The organism is Stenotrophomonas sp. YJH_SMC_27 (assembly GCF_059369815.1).
The window spans coordinates 1-20580 of sequence record NZ_JCAFTA010000016.1; the positions used below are offsets into that span (position 1 = coordinate 1).

Genomic DNA, 20580 nt, shown 5'->3' on the forward strand with positions numbered 1-20580 from the left:
CAATTGCTGGGACAACGCGGTGGCCGAGAGCTTCTTTGCGACGCTCAAGACAGAAGAGGCTGCCGAGCCTTACGCCAGTAGGGAACAAGCCAGCCAGTCCATCGCTGCTTACATCCACGGCTTCTACAATCCAGCCCGGCTCACTCGGCGCTGGGCTACCACTCGCCTAACAACTACGCCCGGCAGCTCCGGGCTGCCGCCTGAAACGGCTTCATGGCGTCCGTTTTCAGGGGGCCAGATCATACACCCCCGCAAACCCACCTCGCCCGGCCTCTGACAGGCTATAGGCGTGCCAGCCGCGCGATGAAAGAATGAAAAAGCGAAGCCCGCGCTGCGCGCGTGAGTCGAGCGTGGCTCGACTCTACAAGGGCTGCGTGCGGGTATGGGTCTACGCTGCGGCTGTCAGGTCCGCCTTGTAGCGAGCCGAGCACCGCAGGTCCGGCGAGGGCGAAGAGGCGCGGGTGTCTGAGCGCAGCGAGTTCCGCGCCGCCCCTCGGCGGACCGAGGAGCGCAGGGTACCGGCGCGCAGCGCCGGCTCGCGGATGGCGGCGTGTTTCTTTGGTTACTTTCTTTGCACGAGCAAAGAAAGTGACGAGCCCACTCATCGCAGGAAAGCGACGGCGCCGACCAAGCACCCGGCGCCGCCGAACCGCCGTCAGCGCAGGCGGTCCAGCGCCTCAACCAGCTCATCGGCCAGCGGCGCGTTCAGCACGTATGGGCTCTTGCCGTCATCCAGCGCGAACTCCAGCGAAGCCGCGTGCAGGAACAGGCGCTTCAGCCCGATCTGCTCACGAAGCCGCTTGTTCACCGCCGGATCGCCGTACTTGTCGTCACCGGCCACCGGGTGGCCCAGATGCTGGGCGTGCACGCGGATCTGATGGGTGCGGCCAGTCTCGATGCGCACCTCGCAGTACGAATGGCCGCCGCGGCGCTCCAGCACCCGGAAGTGGCTGATCGATTCCTTGCCGATCGCGTTGACCTGTACATGGCGCTCGCCGCCCTGGCGCAGGCCCACGTGCAGCGGCGCGTCCACCGTCATCACGCCATCGGGCATGCGCCCGGCCAGCAGGGTCAGGTAGCGCTTGCGGATGCCGGCGCCATGGTCTTCACGCAGCAGGGCCTGCAGTTCACTCAGCGCCGAGCGCTTCTTGGCCACGATCAGCAGGCCGGAGGTGTCGCGATCCAGCCGATGGACCAGCTCCAGGGTCTGCCCCGGGCGCAGCGCGCGCAGGGTCTCGATCGCCCCGAAGCTGATGCCGCTGCCGCCATGACTGGCCACGCCAGAGGGCTTGTTCAGGGCCAGCAGGCGGGCATCCTCGAACACGATGGCCTGCTCCAGGCGGCGCATGAACGCCTCAGGTGGACCGGCCTTGTCTCCCTCCTCACTGAGACGCACGGGTGGTACACGCACCTCATCGCCCGCCTCCAGCTTGCGCTCGGCCTTGGCGCGACCGCCGTTGACCCGCACCTGGCCACTGCGCACCAGCTTGTAGACCAGGCTGCGCGGGGCCCCCTTCAGCTGGCCGAGCAGGAAGTTGTCCAGGCGCTGGCCGGCACGGTCGGCGGGAACGGTGATCATGCGCACGGAAGGCTTGTCGCCTGCGGGCTTGGTGGGGTCTTGGGCGGTCATCAGGCTGTTTATTCTGTTACACTCGGGGGGCGAGATAAGGGATTGATTTCGTTGGAAGTTACTCAGGGCCAGAAGCCCAGCTTCCGACGAATCCGGCACAGTGCGCGACCACCGCCCGCGGGGCGGCCATGTTAGCGGCTCACCGGCCTTCCCGGCCATCGCCGGATGCCTGACACGCAACCGTGCTGAACATGTCCCGCGTGGCGCTCCAGCCTGGCTGACAGCTGCCTGCGGCCCTGCAACACCCAAAACCCATAAGAGTGAAGCGCTCCCGCGGCCTGCCGTGGTGTCGTAGCGCTGGAAACCCAAGCCGCCCTCCCCGCGCTTGCGCGAATGGGCGGCGAGCCGTGTCCAGAGGCGAAACCCCATGGCGTTCCGCGCGGTAGCCGCTTGCGAGGAACGCAACAATGAAGCGAATGCTGATCAACGCAACGCAGGCTGAAGAGCTGCGTGTTGCCATCGTGGATGGCCAGTCGTTGTATGACATCGACATCGAGCAGCCGTCGAAGGAACAGAAGAAGTCCAACATCTACAAGGGCCGGATCTTCCGCATCGAGCCCTCGCTGGAAGCGGCCTTCGTCGAATACGGCGGTGGCCGCCATGGCTTCCTGCCGTTGAAGGAAATCTCCCGCGACTACTTCCAGGCCGGCGTCGACCACAACAAGGCCGGCATCCGCGAACTGCTGAAGGAAGGCCAGGAGATCGTCGTCCAGGTCGACAAGGAAGAGCGTGGCAACAAGGGCGCCGCCCTGACCACGTTCATCTCGCTGGCCGGCCGCTACATGGTGCTGATGCCGAACTCGCCCAGCGCCGGTGGTGTGTCCCGCCGCATCGAGGGCGAAGACCGGGCCGCGCTGAAGGACGCGCTGGACAAGCTGAACATTCCCGACGACATGGGCGTGATCATCCGTACCGCCGGCGTCGGCCGCGATGCGGAAGAACTGCAGTGGGACCTGGACTACCTGCTCAACGTCTGGCGCGCCATTGCCGAAGCCGCGCTGAGCAAGCCCGCTCCGTTCCTGATCTACCAGGAATCGCGCCTGATCGTGCGCGCCCTGCGTGACTACCTGCGCGCCGACATCGGCGAGATCCTGGTGGACACCGAGGAGATGTACGAGCACGCCCGCGAGTTCATGCAGCAGGTGATGCCGCAGACCCTGCGCAAGCTCAAGCACTACAAGGACGACATCCCACTGTTCAACCGCTTCCAGATCGAGTCGCAGATCGAAGGTGCATACGAGCGCAACGTGCGCCTGCCGTCGGGCGGCTCGATCGTGGTCGACCAGACCGAAGCACTGACCGCGGTCGACGTGAACTCCTCGCGCGCCACCAAGGGCAGCGACATCGAGGACACCGCGTTCCAGACGAACCTGGAAGCGGCCGAGGAAGTGGCCCGCCAGCTGCGCCTGCGCGACCTGGGTGGCCTGGTGGTCATCGATTTCATCGACATGGCCTCCAACAAGCACCAGCGCGAGGTCGAGAACCGCTTGGCCAACGCGCTGAAGTACGACCGGGCCCGCGTCCAGGTCGGCCGCATCTCGCGCTTCGGCCTGCTGGAAATGAGCCGCCAGCGCCTGCGCCCGAGCCTGGGCGAGTCCAGCCAGATCGTCTGCCCGCGCTGTGACGGCCACGGCCGCATGCGCAGCGTCGAGTCGCTGTCGCTGTCGATCATCCGCGTCGCCGAAGAGCATGCGATGAAGGAGAACACCGGGCAGGTGCTGGTGCAGGCCCCCGTGGAGATCGCCAATTACCTGCTGAACGAGAAGCGCAGCGCCCTGCGCGAGATCGAGCAGCGCCACGAGGCGCCGATCGTGATCGTGGCCGACGAGCAGCTGCATACCCCGCACTACACCGTCACCCGCCTGCGCGAGAACGAGTTGGGTGAAGAAAGCAGCAAGCCCAGCTACCAGCGGGGCACCCCGCGCAAGCTGCCGGTGCACGCGCTGACCAAGGGCCAGCTGAACATCCCGCCGCCGGCGGTGACCCAGGTCAAGCACACCTCGCCCGCCCCGGTTCGCGAGGAAGTTGAGCCGGCCAAGGCAGCCCCGGCCCCGGTCGCGGTCGCACCGACGGCCCCGGCCCCCAGCGGCGGCGTGATCGGCTGGCTCAAGCGCGTGTTCGGTGGCGAGCCGGCCCCGGCGCCGGCGCCGGCCGCTCCGGCGGCGCGTCAGTCGCAGGACGGTGGCCGCAAGGACCGCAACAAGGATCGCAACAAGGACCGCAAGGACCGTCGCGACGACAGTCGTGGCAATGGCAACGCGCAGCAGCAGAAGGATGGCGGCAACCGCAAGGACCGCGGCGAGCAGCGCAAGGACGGCCGCAACGGCAACAACGGCAATGCGCAGCAGCAGCCGCAGCAGGGCAAGCAGAAGGAGCCGCAGCACAAGGATGGCCAGCAGCAGCCGCAGCAGCAGAACAAGCCGCGCAACGAGCAGCAGGGCCAGAACCAGAACCAGCAGCCGAAGCTGAAGCAGCCCAAGCAGCCGCGCCCGCAGCAGCAGGACGGTGACAAGCCGGCCGAGAAGCCGCAGCGCAATGCCGCCGAAGCAGCTGCCGAAGCCGTGACCGCAGCGGCAGCCGTAGCCGCTACGGCCGTCGCCGCCAACGGGGTGAACGCGCTGGAAGCCACCGCGCCGATGACGCCGGTTGCTCCGGCACCCGCCGCTCCGGTGGAAGCCGCTGCGTCGGCCGACACCGCTGCCAACGCTGGCAGCGCGGCCGAGGTGACTGCGGTTGCCGGCGAGGAGGCTGCAACCGACACCAATGGCGAGCAGGCAGGCGAAGGCGCAACCCGCCGTCGTCGTGGCCGTCGTGGTGGCCGTCGCCGTCGTCGCGGTGGCACCGAGAATGCCGTCGGCAGCGACGCCCTGGGCGATGACCAGGACGATGGTGATGACGGTGAAGATACCGACGGCGCCGAGCCGAGCGTCAACAACACCGCCGGAACCGCTCCGGTTGCTGCGGTGCAGCCGGTCCGTTCGCAGCCGGAGTTCGACTTCGATGACGAAGTCGAGCCGATCGCCATCGAAGCCGGGAAGCCGGCCCGCGCTGCCGCCGCTGCGGTTTCCGCACCGGTTGCGGTGGTGAGCAGCGCCGTGGTCGAAGTCGCCGCCCCCGTCGCGGCTGAAGCGCAGGCGCCGGCCGAGGCTGCTGCGAAAACTGAAACGGTGTCCTCGCCGGTGCAGACCAGCATGCTCGATGCCATCGACGCTGCGACCCCGGTTCAGCCGGTCGCCGACGCCACTCCGGTGGTGGACGCTGCCGCGCCGGTGATCGAAGCAAAGCCGGTTGTGGCTGAAACGACCGCAGTGGCTGAAGCCGCTCCGGTGATCGAAACGAGGCCGGTCGCGGTCGAGGCCGCGCCGGTCGTGGAATCGAAGCCGCAGGTGGTTGAAGCAACCCCGGTGGTTGAAACCAAGCCGGTGGCCAGTGAGAGTGGCCCGGTGGTGGAGGCCGCCCCGGCCGTTGAAGCCACGCCGGTCGTCGAGACTGCGCCGATCGTGGAACAGCCGGTCGCGCCGGTGGCGGTGGAAGCCGCGCCGATCGAGGCCGCTGCCCCGGTCGCCGAAGCCGTGGTGACGCCATCGGTCGATCCGGTCGCCGATGGCCATGCCGACGCCGCAGCGCAGGCTGCAGAAGCCAGGGCCGATGAAGAAGACGAAGAGGCAGCCAAGCGCACGCCTCCGTCGAACTGATCGCGCCTTGATAGCGTGAAAACGAAACGGCGGGGATCAATGATCCCCGCCGTTTTTGTTTGTGCGTCGGGCCGAACCGTGCCGACCAGGGTTGGCACCTACCCAAGCGTGCCTGCGTCAGGGTTTCGGCGCGAACTGCAGGCGGGTCCACACGCCGTAGTGGTCCGAGGCCCAGCGACCGCTGTCATCGGGCTGGTCGAACAGGATCTTCGCCTCGCGTGCGACCATCTCGTCCTGCTGGAAGAAGATGTGGTCGATCCGCGACGGCGCCTGGTAATAGTGAAGGTTGAGCGTACTGACCGCGGACAGATCGGTGTTGACATGCACGCTGCCGTAGCTGTCGCCGTAGTGGCTGCGCAGCTCGCTCAGGTCGCCGGCATCCACCAGTGCATTGAAGTCGCCGGCGATCACCACCGGTGCACCGGCCGAGGTTGCAGTGATGAAGCGCAGCAGGTCTTCGACCTGGGTGCGACGGATGCGCTGCCCGTTCTCGTCGCTGCGCTCGTTCAGATGCGTGGCGTAGATGTTTACCGGCGTGCCGTCGACGTCGATGCGCAGGTGGGCCACGGTGCGGTAGTCGTCCAGCGGCTGCAGCAGATGATCGCCCTGAGCGAGGATCGGCCGCCGGGTCAGCAGCGCATTGCCGTAGCGCTTGGGTGCCGCGACCGGATCGGTGGACACGAACACATACCTGTAGCCGAGTTGGCCGGCCAGCCATTGCGCCTGGTTTCGCACGTTGCGGCGCTGGATCACTTCCTGCAGGGCAACCGCATCCGGCTGCAGGCGCTTGAGCTCGGCCAGGATGGTGCGGCGCCGGCTCGGCCAGTCTTCGCGGTCGTGGTGCAGGTTGAAGGTGACCATGCTCATGCCCGGCGCGCTGGCAACGTCGGGCGCCACAGTCGTGCCAGCCGGTTCAGCCGCCATCATCACGCCCGGCAATGCCATTGCAATGGCCAGCCCCAGGGCGCGCACCGACGTGCGCACCTTCGCCCGCTGCTGCTTCATCGTTACTGCCCCTTGCGTTCGGCGCGGCGCACTGCGCTCGGCACGTCGATCTCGATCCGCGCCGGCAGCTGGTGCACGTGCAGTTCTCTGTTGATCCACTGGGCCGCTTCACCGTTGATGCTCGCCTCGCCCGGGTCGCCAGCATACGGCCACGGCAGCACCACACCACCGACCGGCGGCACCAGGCCCGGTTGCACCTCCAGCACCAGCTGCTTGTCGCTGCGCTGCAGGCGGTAGTTCAACTGCCCCTGCGGCGTGCGCAGGCCCTGCACGGCAATGCCCTCGCCCTGCAGCCACGCGGTCGGCACGCCGGCGGCCAGTACCAGCGCATCGTCCAGATCACGGTTGTAAGCGAACATGTCCAGCGCAGAGCGCACGAAGTCCGAAGCCACCCAGGCGTGCGGCAGGTCACCGACGAAGAACGGCTTGCGCGGCGTGCGCGAGACCACTTCGGCCCACTGGTTCCAGGCCTGTGGCGCGCGGTCCCTGAAGAAGAACTCGGTGGCCTGCCAGGCGCGGTCGCGCCAGCCCAGGCGCACGAACGCTGCCACGTTGCGCCATTCGTACGGGGTGTAATCCTTCCACTCGCGCTTGCCATCGCGACGGGCAACGAACTCGTTCCAGTAGCGCTCGAAGGTCGCCTCCAGCGCCTGCTGCGGCAGCCGGCCCTGCTCGCCGCCGGGGGCAAGCGCGATCGTGGTGGAGGTCGCGTCGAAGTCGCCCAGCTCGGCCGAGCCCGGCAGGTAATCGATGTTGTGCTGCTGCATCGCCGACAGCAGCGAGGCCTGCAGGTCAGCACGGAACTGGTCGCGCGATTCGGCGATCTGCATCGCCTCGACCTTGCCCAGCTGGGTCGCCAGCAGCGCCGCGTCCTTGTAGCCGCGCAGCGCCCAGAAGTTGTCCCAGTAGGAATGCATCGGCTTGGCCGAATAGCCTTCATGGCTGATCGAGGCCGGCATCATCCCGTAGAACGCCGGGTTGCGCGCGCGGTTTTCCTCGGTGCGCTCGCTGGCGCGCAGCTGCTCCATGTAGTTGTAGGCGCCCTGCACGTGCGGCCACATCAGCTCGGTGAACGTGCTGTCGCCGGTGTAGCGCCCATACTCGGCGATGCTGTAGATCAACTCGCCATGGCTGTCGTTCTCCGGCACCGGGTCGCTGCCGCGCGCGTCGACGCAGCACGGCACCTTGCCGTTTTCGAACTGGTACGGCGCATACCAGTTGATGTAATCGCGCACCGCATCACTGCGCCCCATGCGCAGCAGGCCCTCGGAGATCATCGCGCCGTCGCGGATCCAGCTGCGCGCATACGACCGCGTGCCCGGCTGCAGGCGCGGTCCGACACGCGAGATCAGCATGTGCGCCACCGCCGTGCGCAGGGTGTCGACCAGTGGCTGGCCTGCAGCAGGCACCTGCAGCGAAACCACGCCCAGCTTCTTCCGCCATTGCTCGGCCACCTGCGCCTGCGCCTTGGCCACATCCAGCGCCTGCGGCGCCCAGCCACCGGTCTGTGGCAGCACCACCGCCACCTCACGGTTCTGCCCGGGCTCCAGCCTGATCGTGTACACCAGCGCACCCGACGCCATGCCGGTGCTGTCCTTCACCGCCGTGGTCGCCGGGTACGTGCCGCTTTCCAGATGCATCGCATCGAGCTTGCCATCGAACGTACTGGCAAAGCGCGCGTCCGGTACCTGCAGCGGATAGATCCGCGGCTCACCGTTGACCCGAACCAGCTGCTCACCTACATCCAGCGCATCGATGCGACTGAAACCGCCGACGGTATTGAGGAACTGGGTCGGCGGGTTCACCTGCCACGGCCGGATCGCCAGCGCCAGGGTGTACTCGTGCGCCACCTTGTCCGGATTGCTCAGCCGGTAGCGGCCGATCAGCTGCGCACGCTCGGGCGTGCCCTGCACGAAACCGGTCACCGAGAGTCCGGCCTTCTCATGCACCCAGTCGACGGTGGCGATCGGCAGGTAGTGATCCTGCAGCGACTGGGTGATAGCCACTTTCGACCAGTCCAGCAGCTTGCCGTCCAGGCGGATGAACGGCTCGATGCTGAAGCTGCCCTTGGCCGGCTCCAGCGCGCCATCTTCGCTGATCAGCGCCTGCTCCTGGCCACCATCGAGGCCGAGCAGGGTCCAGTAGGGCTGTTCGCCCACATACGCGCGCGGCAACGAACCGCGCGGCAGATCGGCGGCTACCGAGGACAGGAAGGCATTGGGCGTGGCGGCGAACGCCAGCGGCTTGAGTGCGATGTCACGGATGCCGTAGCGCCAGTTCGGGCCATCGCGCAGATCGAAACGCACGTAGCGCGCGTCGGTATCCGGCAGGGCAAGCCAGTCGCGGCCACCGGCACCGCTGGTCACTTCGCGCACGATGCGCCAATCCCGGCCATCCTCGGACGTCCGCACGGTGTAGCGATTGGCTTCCAGGTTCGGCAGCCAATCGATCACGACACCGCCGATCTCGCGGCTCTTGTGCAGGTCCAGGCTGATGGTCTGCTGCTTGACGCCACCGCTGATCCAGAACGTGTCGCTCTTGCCGTCGATCATGCGGTCCTGCAGCGCGGTGGCGGTATCGGCAATCACCGACGGCACCAGCGCCGAATCATCCTGCGGTGGCAGCCCCTGCAGGGTCAGCCTGTCGAAGCATACGGTGCCGCGGCCGCCGACCTTGCTGTAGATCGTGAACTCGACGGCGGCGCTGCGCGCCATCTCCTTCTCGGGCGAGGGACCCCACGCCTTGTCGATCTGGCGGCGGCGGTACTCGACCGGCGTCCAGCCCTTGGGGAAACTGTAGCCGGGACGATTGACCCACCAGACGTTGTCACCGCTGGCATCGATCAACTTGAACTGCAGGTCGTTGCCCGGTGAATCACCGCGCAACTGGAAGCCGAAACGGTAATTGACCGGGTATTCGATGTTCAGCGCGCGGCGGATGCCGACGTAGCCGGAGACATCGTGGAAGTCATAGTCCAGGCACAGCGCGCGGCCGCCGCCAGCGCCACTGACCGGGCGCAGCGAACCGCTGACCTGGTCGGACAGCACCAGCTTCCAGGCCGCGACGTCGTCGAAGTCGTCCAGCACCTTCGGTGCCGGCAGCGCCGGTGGCGCGGCGATCGCCAGGGAGGTCCACAGCAGGCCCAGTCCAACGGCGATCGCTCGCTTCATCCCTTGACGCTCCCCAGCAACAGACCTTGGATGTAGTACCGCTGCAGCACCAGGAACAGCGCCAGCACCGGGACCACGGTGACCACCGCGCCGGCCATCATCATTTCCACGTCCATGATGTGCTCGCGCGAGAGGGTGGCCAGCGCCACCGGCAAAGTGTAGTGCTCCTGATCGGTCAACACGATCAGCGGCCACATGAAATCGTTCCATGCGCCCATGAAGGTGAAGATCGCCAGGGTCACCAGCACCGGCTTGAGCATCGGCAGCACGATCTGGAAGAAGATGCGCAGCTCCCCTGCCCCGTCGATACGGGCCGCTTCCAGCAATTCGTCCGGAATCGAACGCGCGTACTGGCGCACCAGGAAGATGCCGAACACGCTGGCCAGCGCCGGCACGATCACGCCGCCGAAGCTGTTGACCAGGCCCAGCTGCTTCATCAGCAGGAACAGCGGCAGCATCGCCACCTGCGCTGGAATCACCAGCGCCGCCATCAGCACCTGGAACAGGCGCTCGCGCCCGGCGAAGTTGAGCTTGGCGAACGCATAGCCGGCCATGGTGTTGAGCAACAGCGAGCCAAAGGTGATCGCCAGCGAGACGAGCAGGCTGTTGGCGAAGTTGCCGCCCATGCCAGTGCGCGCGAACAGCTCATGGTAGTTGTGCGTGGTGATGCTCGAAGGCAGCAGCGGCGGCGGGAAATGGCTGGCCTCGCCCTGCGGCATGAACGAGACCGAGAGCATCCACAACAGCGGTGCCAGGCTGACCAGGGCCAGCACCAGCAACGCACCATTGATCAACCACGGGTACCAGCGCGACTGGCCGATTTCACGACTCATACCAACTGCCTCTTGCGGCCGAAACGCAGCATCACGGTGGTCACCGCCAGGATGATCAGGAACAGCAGGAACGCCACGGCGGAGGCGCGTCCCAGGTTCCACCACTTGAAGCCTTCCTCGAACATGAAATACAGCACGCTGACGGTGCTCTGCAGCGGGTCGCCGCGGGTCATGACATACGGCTCGGCGAACAGCTGGAAGTAGCCGGACACGGTGATCACCCCGACCACCAGCAGCACCGGGCCGAGCATCGGCAGGGTGATGTGCAGGAACTGCTTCCAGCGCGAGGCGCCGTCGATGCGCGCAGCCTCGTACAGGTCATGCGGGATCGCCTGCAGGCCGGCCAGGAAGATCACCATGTTGTAGCCGAAGTTCTTCCACACCGCGAACAGCATGATGGTCGGCATCGCCCAGTTGGGATCGCCCAGCCAGTCGATCGGGCTGATGCCCAGATGGCCCAGGCCGTAGTTCACCAGGCCGTAGCTGGTATGGAACAGGTAGCGCCAGATCACCGCCACCGCCACCAGCGTGGTCACCACCGGCGCGAACAACGCGGTGCGGAACAGCGCCTTGAAGCGCGCGGCCGGTGCATTCAGCAGCATCGCCGCGCCCAGCGACACGCCGATCGACAAGGGCACACCGATCAACACGAAGTAGGTGGTATTCCACAGCGACTTCCAGAACATCGGTGTCTGCAGCAGGTCGATGTAATTGCCGAGGCCGACAAACCGCAGGTTGCTGCTGTCAGCCAGGGCATACAGGTCGAAGTCGGTCACGCTCAGCGCCAGCGCCGAAGCCACCGGCAGGCCGAAGAACACGCCCAGCACGATCAACGAGGGCCCGGCGAAGATCCAGCCGGCAAGCGAAGTACGTTTCATTGCGCGCTCCCGGCGGCTACGGCACTGCTGGACTGCGACGACGGTGCGCGCTGCTGCAGGCGTTGTTGTTCATGCATCCAGCGGCGCTTGGCCAGCACCTTGTCCACGCGCTGGTCCAGTTCTTCCACGGCCTTGTCCTGCGGCAGGCCACCGCGCACCACCTTCTCGGTGACGATGCGCATTTCCTGCACGATGCGCTCCCATTCGAGCACCTTCGGCGTCGGCTTGACCCGCTCCAGCTGGTCACGGAATGCCGCTGCCAGCGGATCGTTGGCCAGCGACGGTGCGTTCCAGGTACTGCGGCGCGGCGGTAGGTCGCCGATGATCGAATGGAAACGCGCCTGGATCTGCGGCCGCGACAGGAACTCGATCAGCTTCCAAGACGCTTCCTTCTGCTGCGACTTGCGGAAGATCACCAGGCTGGTACCACCGGCGATGCCGGCGCCGGGGCCGTCCGGACCCGGCAGCGCCGCGGTGCCCCACTGCCCTTCCAGTTCCTTCGGCTGCAGCTTCTTGAACTCGCGGATGTTCCAGGGGCCGGAGATGTAGAACACGTTGAAGCCGCGGAAGAACTCGTCCCAGACGTTGGAGATCTGCGTCTCGGACATCTTCGGCGCCCAGCCCTGCTCGAACATGTTGGCGTAGAAGGCCAGTGTGCGGCGGAACCCCGGGCTGGCGAAATTGCCGCGGGTGTCATCGTCGCGCAGCAGCGGATCGGGTTGCTGCAGTGCCAAGGACAACTGCTGCTCGAACTCATTGATCGGCATCAGCACCGCATAGCGGTTCGGACCCTGCATGCGCTTGATCGCCGCCATCTGCTCGTCCCACTCGGCCCAGGTACGCGGCGGGTGGTCGTAGCCGGCCTTGGCCAGCAGGTCCTTGCGGTAGTAGATCAGGCGTGTATCGACGTACCACGGCACGCCCACCAGCTCGCCGTGGATCACGTTGGTATCCCAGATGCCCTGGAAGTAGTCCTTTTCATCAACGACCGCCGAGTGATCGACGAACGGCTGCAGCGGTGTCAGCGCATCGAGCTCGGCGAACTCGGGCACCCAGGTGTTTCCGAGCTGGCAGACATCCGGCAGGCCATCGGCAGCGAACGCGGTCAGCAGTTTCTCGTGCGCTGCCGTCCACGGGATGTTCTGCACATCCACCTTGATGCCGGGGTTCTCGGCCTCGAACTCGTGGATCAGCTCGCTGACCACCTCGGCTTCGCGACCCATCGCCCAGAAGCGCACGGTGGTGGTTCCAGGCTCGGTGCGGGCGCAGCCGGCCACGGCCAAAGCGGCCAGGGCGGGCAGCGCCCAGCGGCGCAGGCGGTCGATCCAGTTCGGCACCGGGTTACTTCCCCTGCCCTGTGTTGCGGTTGGCATTGTTTTTCTGTTCCTGCGCGGCAGCCGCGCGTGATTCGGCGATACCCACCGCGCGTGCCGCCGCGGCCTTTTCGTCCTTCTGCAGCTCCAGCGGCTGGAACGCGCCTTCCGGCGCCAGCCAGCCACCGCTGAACCCTGCCCGCTCCAGTCCCTTGCGGATGTAGGGGTTCTTCTTCATCACCTCCCACACGAAATCGTTGCGGTAGTTGGCGATCATGGTCAGGATCGGTCCCTGGTCGATGGCGATGTAATCGCTGGCGACCCAGCCGCGATCCGGCACCAGGCGGCCGGTCTTGATAGGGATGTCGTAGTTGAAGCTGGGGTTGAATGAATCCAGGAAGCCGTAGCTGGAATAGATGTAGTCGCCGTAGCGCTTGTGCATTTCCAGCGTGGCCGGGATCACCTGCTCCGGCGCAAACACCACCGAGGCGATCGCAGCAGTCGGGGCGATGGTGCCGTCATCGAAATTCTCGCGCAGCCCAGCGCCGCGCGAGGAGTAATGGCGGAACTGGCGCTGCTCGCCGCGGTACTCCTGCGTGGTGTTCTGCGGGCCATCGCTGGCGGTCAGGCCCCACACATTCTCGCCATACTCCTTCCACTGCATCGGGTTGGCGATGGCGTATTCGCGCTGGGCCAGCGCAGCCGAGCGGCTGTTGAGGAAATAAGTGCTGCCGCGCTCGCGCATGTATGCGTCCTGGATATCGCGGAAGTCGATCCAGACGTGGCTGTACTGGTGGCCGAACAGCGGGCCGAAGGACAGGTATTCCTGGCCCTGGTAAACACCCCAGTCGTTGTCGTAGGTGCGCGTCCACACCGTCCACGCATCCGGGCTGACCGGGTGCGTGGGCGACCCCAGGGCAAGGATGTAGACCATCATCGCCTCGTTGTAGCCCATCCAGTCGTGGTCGATGAAGCCGCTCTCGGGGAACCAGCCCATCGAGATCAGCGGCGCACGCTGCTGCAGCCACGGCCAGTCCACCTTCTTGTACAAGGTGTCGGCGATCTGGCGGATCTCCTTCTCGCGCGGATCATCGCCGTCGTAGTACGACTGCGCGAACAGCACGCCCATCATCAGCAGTGCGGTATCCACCGAGGACAGTTCGACCCAGCTGTCGTAGCGACGGCCTTCCTGCATGTCCAGGAAGTGGTAGTAGAAGCCCTTGTAGCCGGCCTTGCCGGTGCGCTGCGGGCCCATCGGCACATCGCGGAAGAACTTCAGCGTGGTCAGCGTGCGGTCGATGGCCTGGTTGCGGCTGACCCAGCCGTTTTCTATGCCGATCGGATAGGCAGTCAACGCGAAACCGACCGAGGCGATGCTGGCGAACGGCCGTGACGGGTAGCGGTCCGGGGTCAGGCCGTTCACTTCGTTGGTAGTGTCCCAGAAGAACTGGAAGGTGCGGCGTTCGATGTCATCGAACAGCGGCGGAAGCTCCGGCTTCATCGGCCGCGGCGGTGCGTCGGCCTCGATCAGGATCACCGGCGGGCGGGGCTTGGCAGGTTCCTGCTGGGCCGGCTGGCAGGCGGCCACGGCCAGGCTCAGCGCTGCGGCGGACAACAGATGGCGTGCCTGCATGGCGCGGTTCCTCCGGTGGTCTGATCGATGGGAAAGCATAACGTCCAATGATCTGAAATCGTTTACAAGGTGCGCTCTTAAAAAACCACGAAAAACGTGGCTTGACACCGCGATCATTGCCCACGCCGCTGCCCCCTGGCCGGCAGCGGCGTGGGCAATGGACCGGCACAGGGCCGGCCATTGCCGTTTTCACCGATGCCGCCAGCGAGCCGGCGGCATCGGGTCATGCATCACCGCCCGGGCTTAGAAGCGGAAGCCCACTTCGGCCTTGACCTGGCGCGGAGTACCGATGATGTCGCCGGTCTCGTTGTAGCTGGCCTGCAGCTTGCCGTTGGTCTTGACGTAGTTGTAGGTGGAGAAGTTGTCGAAGTTGAACACGTTGATGATGTCCAGGCGGGCGTACAGCTCGGTGTTGCCCGCCAGCTTGAACGTCTTCGTCGCCTGCAGGTCGACCGAACGGTAGCCGAAGATCTTGCCACCCACCAGGAACTTGCCGGTGGCGTTGGGCACGGCCGCCTGCGGGGTCGGCAGGGTGTAGCCGCTGGCCTGCATCACCGGGTACCAGTCGTTGACGGCGGTCGGGGTGGCCAGGGTGATCTTGCCACCGAAGGTGATGCCCCAGAAGCCCGCGTACGAACCGGTCACCACCAGGCGGTGGCGCGGCGCGCCGTTGGAGCGGATGGTCGGGTAGTCACCGATCAGGCCGCGATCGAACGCATACTTCTCGTTGATGTCGCGGTTATGGCGCGCAGTGGTCCAGGTATAGGCGATCGAGGTGCCCCAGCCGCTTTCCTTGGTGAACGGCTTCTGTGCCGACAACAGGACCTGGGTGGCGCGGGTCTTGATGCCCTGCTGGCCGATGATCAGGCTGCCGAAGCCCGGCACGTTGCAGCTCCAGGCCTGGCTCAGGCCTGCGGAGGTGCCGCCGCACAGGCGCGGATCATCGAAGAACTGGCCGGTCGGGTAGCGGTTGCCCAGGGTGAAGGCGAAGCCGTCGTAGCTCAGGGTACGAGCGATGGTGGCATCGGTCAGCCAGTCGCCGATCTGGTTGCTCATGCCCAGGCTGAACTGGTCCGAGTACGGCGCCTTCAGCTTGTTGTTCAGCAGGTCAACCTCCAGCCCGGCATTGCTGGTCGCGCCGACCAGTGCCTGCAGGTTGCCGATGCCGTTGAGCAGGTTCGGATTCCAGTCATAGCAGGCGGCCTGGCCGTTGATGCAGGTGTTGGTGGCCGGGTTGCGGAAGTAGATGGTCGGCTGCGGCAGGGCCAGCTTGGTGGTTTCCAGCTGCAGGTTGTCGAACAGGTCACGGTCGTAGGAACGGCCGGCACCACCGTGGATCACGTGCTGCTCGTCGGCATTGATGTCATACGAGAAGCCCAGGCGCGGCTGCCAGGCATCCTTGAACGCCTTGCGGTTGTGGCCGTTGCTGATGTAGTCGCTGATGTCCAGGCCACCCAGTGCCAGCGAATCGGCATAGGTCTGGCCGGCGGGGGCGCGCGGATCCTGCGAATAGATGGCGTCGACCACCTGCTGCGGGGTCACGAAGTCCAGGTAGGACGGGGTCTTTTCGTAGTCCCAGCGCAGGCCGATGTTCAGCTGCAGGTGGTCGTTGACCTGCCAGTCGTCCTGGATGAACACGCCGTACTGCTTGGACTTCGAACGCACTTCGCCGGACACGCCGGACACGCCGGTCACCGGCTTGACGAACTGCGCCTTGTACGGAATCGAATCGGGGAAGTCCGGATCGCCCAGCGAGTAGGTGAAGGTCGGGTTGATCTGTGCCGCATCGGATGCGTACAGATCGATCGCCTTGTACTTCACGCCCATCTTGATGGTGTGGTCACCGGCCCACTGGATGCCATCCAGGGTCAGGTTGTCTTCGATCGACCAGCCCTTCTGGCCCTTCACCTGCGAATCCAGTGCCGAGGCGCCACCGATCTTCACGATGGTGCGGTCTTCGGGGCCGTCTGGTGCGGTGTAGGTGATGCCGTTGGCCAGCGTCAGCGGGGTCGGGTTGTTGAACGAATCCTCGTGGGTGACCATCAACTCGTTGTAATAGCGCTCACCACTGTGGTTCCAGCGCAGGGCATAACGACGGTCGGTGTTGACCACTTCACGGCCGGCTTCCGGCGAGGTCTGGCCACTGAACTGCGACTGGGTTTCGTCGCGGTCCTGGAAGGTCAGCTCGATGCGATCGTTGTCGGTCGGCTCGAAGTCGATCTTGCCGAAGATCAGGTCCTGCTGGAACGGCTGGCTGGCCGGGCCAAGGCCGGCGGCGCCGGCCGGCGGCAGCAGGCCGGCAGCGCCGGTGACCGCGCCATCCGGCGCGATGGTGACCGGCAGGTCAAAGCGCTTGGCTTCGTAGGTCACGAAGAAATGCGCCTTGTCCTGGATGATCGGGCCGCCCAGGGCGAAGCCGTATTCCTTCTCGGCCGAGACCATCTTCTCCTTGCCACCCTGGCGCTCGGCCGGGGTCTTGGCACGCATGTCTTCATCGGTGTAGCGGTAGAACGCCTCACCCTTGAACTCATTGGTGCCGGACTTGGTTGCAGCCGTCACCGCGGCGCTCGACACCTGGCCATACTCGGCCTTGTAGTTGCCGCTGATGACCTTGTATTCGCCGATGGCCAGCTGCGGGAACGGGTTGCCGGCGCTGCCGGACTGGCCGGCCACGCCGCCGCCCTTGACGTAGCTCTTCTGGCCCACGCCGTCGATGTACACGTTGGTGCCATCGGCATTGGTGGCGCCGCCGCGCAGCGAGGTGTTGCCCTTGGCGTCGCGGGTGAAGATCAGGCCCGGCACCGCGTCGGCGAACTCCAGGAAGTTGCGCGACACCTGCGGGGTGGTCTGGATCTGCTGCAGGCTGACGGTCTTGCCGACTTCGGAGGTGCGCACTTCCTGCAGCAGGGTCGGCGCAACAACGTTGACGGTGTCCAGGTTGGTGGCCGCGGTCGAACCCGGGGTGCTGCTGGCGGCACCGGCAAAGTTCAGCGTCGCGGTCGAGGCCACGGTGACGGTGACCTTCTGGGTCTGGCCGTTGGCGACCACGTTGTAGGTGCCCGGATCCAGGCCCATCAGCGAGTAGCTGCCGTCGGCGCGGATGGTGCCACGGCGGACGGTACCGGTGGCCACGTTGGTGGCGGTCACTTCGGTGCCTGCCTGGGCGCCGGCAACCTGGCCGCGCAGGCTGGCGTTGGCCGACTGCGCCATGACGTTGGGGGCGGCAGCCAGCATCAGGCAGCTGACCAGTGCGGTGCTCAGCAGCCGGCGCGCCGGCATGCGGAAGGTGGTATGCATCATCAACTCAATCTCCGGGTGGCGGTAACCGCTTGCGCGGTCCCTGCGATCAATCAAAAAAGAAGGAACGCCTCTGGCTTCAACGGCCGGATGGCGGAGTGGTGGAATCGCGAACAATCAAGCGGGGAACCAGGGTCTGCTTGTCCCCTGCCCCATCCGTGGAGGTGCCGTCCATCAACTGCATCAGACGCGTCATGGCCCGGTCGCCGAGCTCGGCGATGCTGACCTGCATGGTGGTCAGCGACGGGTGGACGAAACGCGCCAGTGGAATGTCATCGAAACCCGCCAAGGCAACATCGGCGGGCACACGGACGCCGGCCTGGGTGAATGCATACAGGCACCCCAGGGCCATCATGTCGTTGGCGGCGAATACGGCATCGGGCAGCGCTCCGGCTGCCAGCAACTCCTGACCGGCACGATGGCCGGAAGCTTCGTCGAAATCACCGGGCAACTCGATGCCTTCGGCGCCACCGCCAAAAGCCACCAGCGCGTCACGGAAGCCGCGCAGGCGCTCGCGCGCGTCGAAGTTGAGATCCGGGCCAGAAATGAAAGCGATGCGACGGTGGCCGGCGTCCAGCAGGTGGCGGGTCATCGCCATCGCACCTGCGTGGTCATCGATGCTCAGCACCGGGTGGTCCTGCCCGGGCAGATAGGTATTGATCAACACCGTCGGCAGCGACTGCGGCAGGTTGTCGGTCAGGAAGCCCGGGCTCTCGGCGTACGGCGAGAGCACAAGCAGGCCGTCGACGCGGCCGCGCATGGCACGCAGGGCGGCGCCCTGCTGTTCCTGATCGCCGTGGTAGCTGGACACCAGCAGGTGCTGGCGGCGGTTGCGGGCCACGCCGTCGATGCCGCGCATCAACTCGGAGAAGAATTCGCCGTACAGATCAGGCAGCACCACGCCCACCGTATTGGTGCGGCGGCTGCTCAGGCTGCGGGCGGCGGCGTGCGGGGTGTAACGCAACCGTGCGGCCACCTCCAGCACAAGCTGGCGGACCGGTTCGGCGACATTTTCATGCCCGTTGAGCGCGCGGGAAACCGTGGCCACGGAGACCCGGGCTTCGCGTGCGACGTCTTTGATTGTGATAGCTGCCTTGTTCACGAAGCCGCCCTCCACGGCTTGGACCTACCAGCATTGGCGCGGAATGTAAGCGTTTCCATCTGGGCTTGTAAACAGTCCGTTAGGCGAATGTCCCGAAATGGACATGAAAACCTGTCCGTGGCGAGGCCCATGAAGGACCCGCCAGGACAGCGTGGGACAAGGGCTCAGCCCTGTTCTGACGGGGTCTGCGCGCGGATGGACAACGCGTGGATATCGGTCTCCATCATCGACCCCAGCGCGGCATAGACCGCGCGGTGCCGGGCCAGCGGACCCAGCCCGGCGAAGCGCTCACTGACCACATGCACGTTGAAATGGCCGCGGCCATCGCGTGCACCGGCGTGGCCGGCATGACGATGACTGTCGTCTTCGATTTCCAGCACGCTGGGGGCCAGCGCCTGCTGCAGTGCGTCACGCATCCGCTCGATCCGCTCCGCGTTCACGGCAGGACCTTGCGGAACGGCCGCACCTGCACATGGGTGTATACGCCGGCGGCGACGTACGGGTCGGCATCGGCCCAGGCCTGGGCCTGCGGCAGCGACTCGAACTGTGCAATCACCACCGAACCACTGAAGCCGGCCGGGCCCGGGTCTTCGCTGTCCACCACCGGGCACGGCCCGGCCAGCAGCAGGCGCCCCTCGTCGCGCAGCGCATGCAGGCGCGCCAGGTGTTCCGGCCGCGCCTGCAGCCGCTGCGCCAGCACATCCTGGCCGTCATACCCTTCGATCACATACCACACCGGCATTTCCTCGCTTGCGTTGTCGGGTGCGCAGATTCTAGCCAATGCGCTCCCTGCCCCGGCCCGGCTGGACACTGGCGCGACAAAGGCTTACCCTAGACTCCATTGCACGTGGTGGATGCAGCAGCCCGTCGGTTTTGCGGCCAACGCAGCCCCCGACGACCGTCCCGCTGCTTCAAACCGGACCATCCGGCCGGGCCACGTAGACGACCTCCCCGTAGTTCTGTCGCTGCCGTCTCCTGCGGCGCGTCCTGCTGTTTGATATGTGTGGAATCGCGCCGATCCCGGCGTGTCTGGTGCCCTGGGGCGCCGTGGCGTTGGCCCGGCGAACCCGGTGCCGCGACTGGTCCGTTGCAATCCTGATGTCCATTAGATGACTTCCGAACTCGCGCTTGACGCGAACCCGCCAACCCGGCCGCCCGCCCCCCAGCAGCAGGAAATGCCGCTGGCCGTGGTGCATGGGCAACCGGTCCTGCAGATCCCGCAGGACCTGTACATCCCGCCGGACGCGCTGGAAGTCATCCTGGATGCCTTCGAAGGCCCGCTGGACCTGCTGTTGTACCTGATCCGCCGCCAGAACCTCGATGTACTGGACATCCCCGTCGCCGAGATCACCCGGCAGTACGTGGAATACATCACCGTGATGCGCGAGCTGCGCTTCGAGCTGGCGGCCGAGTACCTGGTGATGGCCGCGATCCTGGCCGAGGTGAAGTCGCGGATGCTGCTGCCGCGCCCGGTCAGCGAGGAAGGCGATGAGGCCGACCCGCGCGCCGAGCTGGTGCGCCGGCTGCAGGAGTACGAACGTTTCAAGCAGGCCGCCGAGGACATCGACGCCCTGCCCCGTCAGGACCGCGACACCACGGTGGCGCATGCCTTCATGCCCGAACGCGCCACGGTGAAGCTGCCGCCGCCGGTGGACCTGAAGGAAATGCTGCTGGCTTTGCACGACGTGCTCAAGCGCGCCGAGCTGTTCAGCGGCCACGCCATCAAGCGCGAGGCACTGAGCGTGCGGCAACGCATGGGCGAGGTACTCGGCCGCCTGGAAGACGGCAGGTTCTATCGCTTCGAAGGGCTGTTCACGGCCGAAGAAGGCAAGCTGGGCGTGCTGGTCACGTTCCTGGCGGTGCTGGAGCTGGCCAAGGAACAGCTGCTGGACATCGTCCAGGAAGAACCGCTGGCGCCGATCTACGTCAAGTCGCTGGCGGCCGGCAACACCAACGCCCCGCTGCAGTTCAGCAGCGAGTTTGACGACAACGACGCCTCCAATGCCAATGAGTGAGCGCTGAGT

General features: G+C 66.0%; 13 protein-coding genes and 1 pseudogene. 3 read left to right on the forward strand and 11 right to left on the reverse strand.

The genetic code is table 11. From position 1 onward, the window contains the following. Positions 1-139 (forward strand): annotated as a pseudogene (locus AC5P7R_RS19040) (integrase core domain-containing protein); the annotation flags it as partial. Positions 140-655: 516 nt separating this feature from the next. Here AC5P7R_RS19040 and AC5P7R_RS19045 read toward each other — a convergent pair. After that, positions 656-1630: an RluA family pseudouridine synthase gene (locus AC5P7R_RS19045; RefSeq protein ID WP_031269982.1), complete on the reverse strand. Its 975-nt coding sequence runs from the start codon at positions 1628-1630 to the stop codon at positions 656-658. 407 nt (positions 1631-2037) lie between these two features. Between AC5P7R_RS19045 and AC5P7R_RS19050 the strand changes: the two genes are divergently transcribed. Continuing rightward, positions 2038-5325, forward strand: a complete 3288-nt coding sequence (locus AC5P7R_RS19050; RefSeq protein WP_478435929.1) for an Rne/Rng family ribonuclease — start codon at positions 2038-2040, stop codon at positions 5323-5325. Between the two features lie 117 nt (positions 5326-5442). On the opposite strand, the gene AC5P7R_RS19055 is transcribed toward AC5P7R_RS19050, so the two are convergent. The 10 genes from AC5P7R_RS19055 to AC5P7R_RS19100 all read right to left on the reverse strand — a co-directional run bounded on the left by AC5P7R_RS19055 (position 5443) and on the right by AC5P7R_RS19100 (position 19292). Continuing rightward, positions 5443-6330 carry an endonuclease/exonuclease/phosphatase family protein gene (locus tag AC5P7R_RS19055; RefSeq protein ID WP_227853550.1) on the reverse strand — a complete coding sequence of 296 codons (888 nt, stop codon included), beginning with the start codon at positions 6328-6330 and terminating at the stop codon, positions 5443-5445. 2 nt (positions 6331-6332) lie between these two features. Further along, complete coding sequence (locus tag AC5P7R_RS19060; protein ID WP_019660457.1) at positions 6333-9500, reverse strand: discoidin domain-containing protein; 3168 nt, start codon at positions 9498-9500, stop codon at positions 6333-6335. After that, positions 9497-10333, reverse strand: a complete 837-nt coding sequence (locus tag AC5P7R_RS19065; RefSeq protein WP_021203005.1) for a carbohydrate ABC transporter permease — start codon at positions 10331-10333, stop codon at positions 9497-9499. Before AC5P7R_RS19065 ends, AC5P7R_RS19060 begins: the two co-directional genes overlap by 4 nt. Continuing rightward, positions 10330-11211, reverse strand: a complete 882-nt coding sequence (locus AC5P7R_RS19070) for a carbohydrate ABC transporter permease (RefSeq protein ID WP_005410323.1) — start codon at positions 11209-11211, stop codon at positions 10330-10332. Before AC5P7R_RS19070 ends, AC5P7R_RS19065 begins: the two co-directional genes overlap by 4 nt. After that, entirely contained in the window at positions 11208-12584 is a 1377-nt protein-coding gene (locus AC5P7R_RS19075; protein WP_194445152.1) for a sugar ABC transporter substrate-binding protein, read from the reverse strand. The genes AC5P7R_RS19070 and AC5P7R_RS19075 overlap by 4 nt, the downstream gene beginning before the upstream one ends. Continuing rightward, on the reverse strand, positions 12553-14157 hold the full coding sequence (locus tag AC5P7R_RS19080; RefSeq protein WP_019660460.1) for a glucoamylase family protein: 1605 nt from the start codon (positions 14155-14157) through the stop codon (positions 12553-12555). Before AC5P7R_RS19080 ends, AC5P7R_RS19075 begins: the two co-directional genes overlap by 32 nt. Before the next feature lie 243 nt (positions 14158-14400). After that, on the reverse strand, positions 14401-17457 hold the full coding sequence (locus AC5P7R_RS19085; RefSeq protein WP_134729951.1) for a TonB-dependent receptor: 3057 nt from the start codon (positions 17455-17457) through the stop codon (positions 14401-14403). A gap of 76 nt (positions 17458-17533) precedes the next feature. Next, positions 17534-18571, reverse strand: a complete 1038-nt coding sequence (locus tag AC5P7R_RS19090) for a LacI family DNA-binding transcriptional regulator (protein WP_019660462.1) — start codon at positions 18569-18571, stop codon at positions 17534-17536. Between the two features lie 149 nt (positions 18572-18720). Continuing rightward, a complete protein-coding gene (locus tag AC5P7R_RS19095; protein WP_032953611.1) occupies positions 18721-18972 on the reverse strand; it encodes a BolA family protein in 252 nt (83 codons plus the stop codon). A gap of 20 nt (positions 18973-18992) precedes the next feature. Next, a complete protein-coding gene (locus tag AC5P7R_RS19100) occupies positions 18993-19292 on the reverse strand; it encodes a YciI family protein (RefSeq protein WP_026347072.1) in 300 nt (99 codons plus the stop codon). Between the two features lie 373 nt (positions 19293-19665). Here AC5P7R_RS19100 and AC5P7R_RS19105 point away from each other — a divergent pair, with 373 nt between their 5' ends. Then, positions 19666-20571, forward strand: coding sequence for a segregation and condensation protein A (locus tag AC5P7R_RS19105; RefSeq protein WP_188249602.1), 906 nt, complete (start codon positions 19666-19668; stop codon positions 20569-20571). Positions 20572-20580 lie beyond the last annotated feature (9 nt).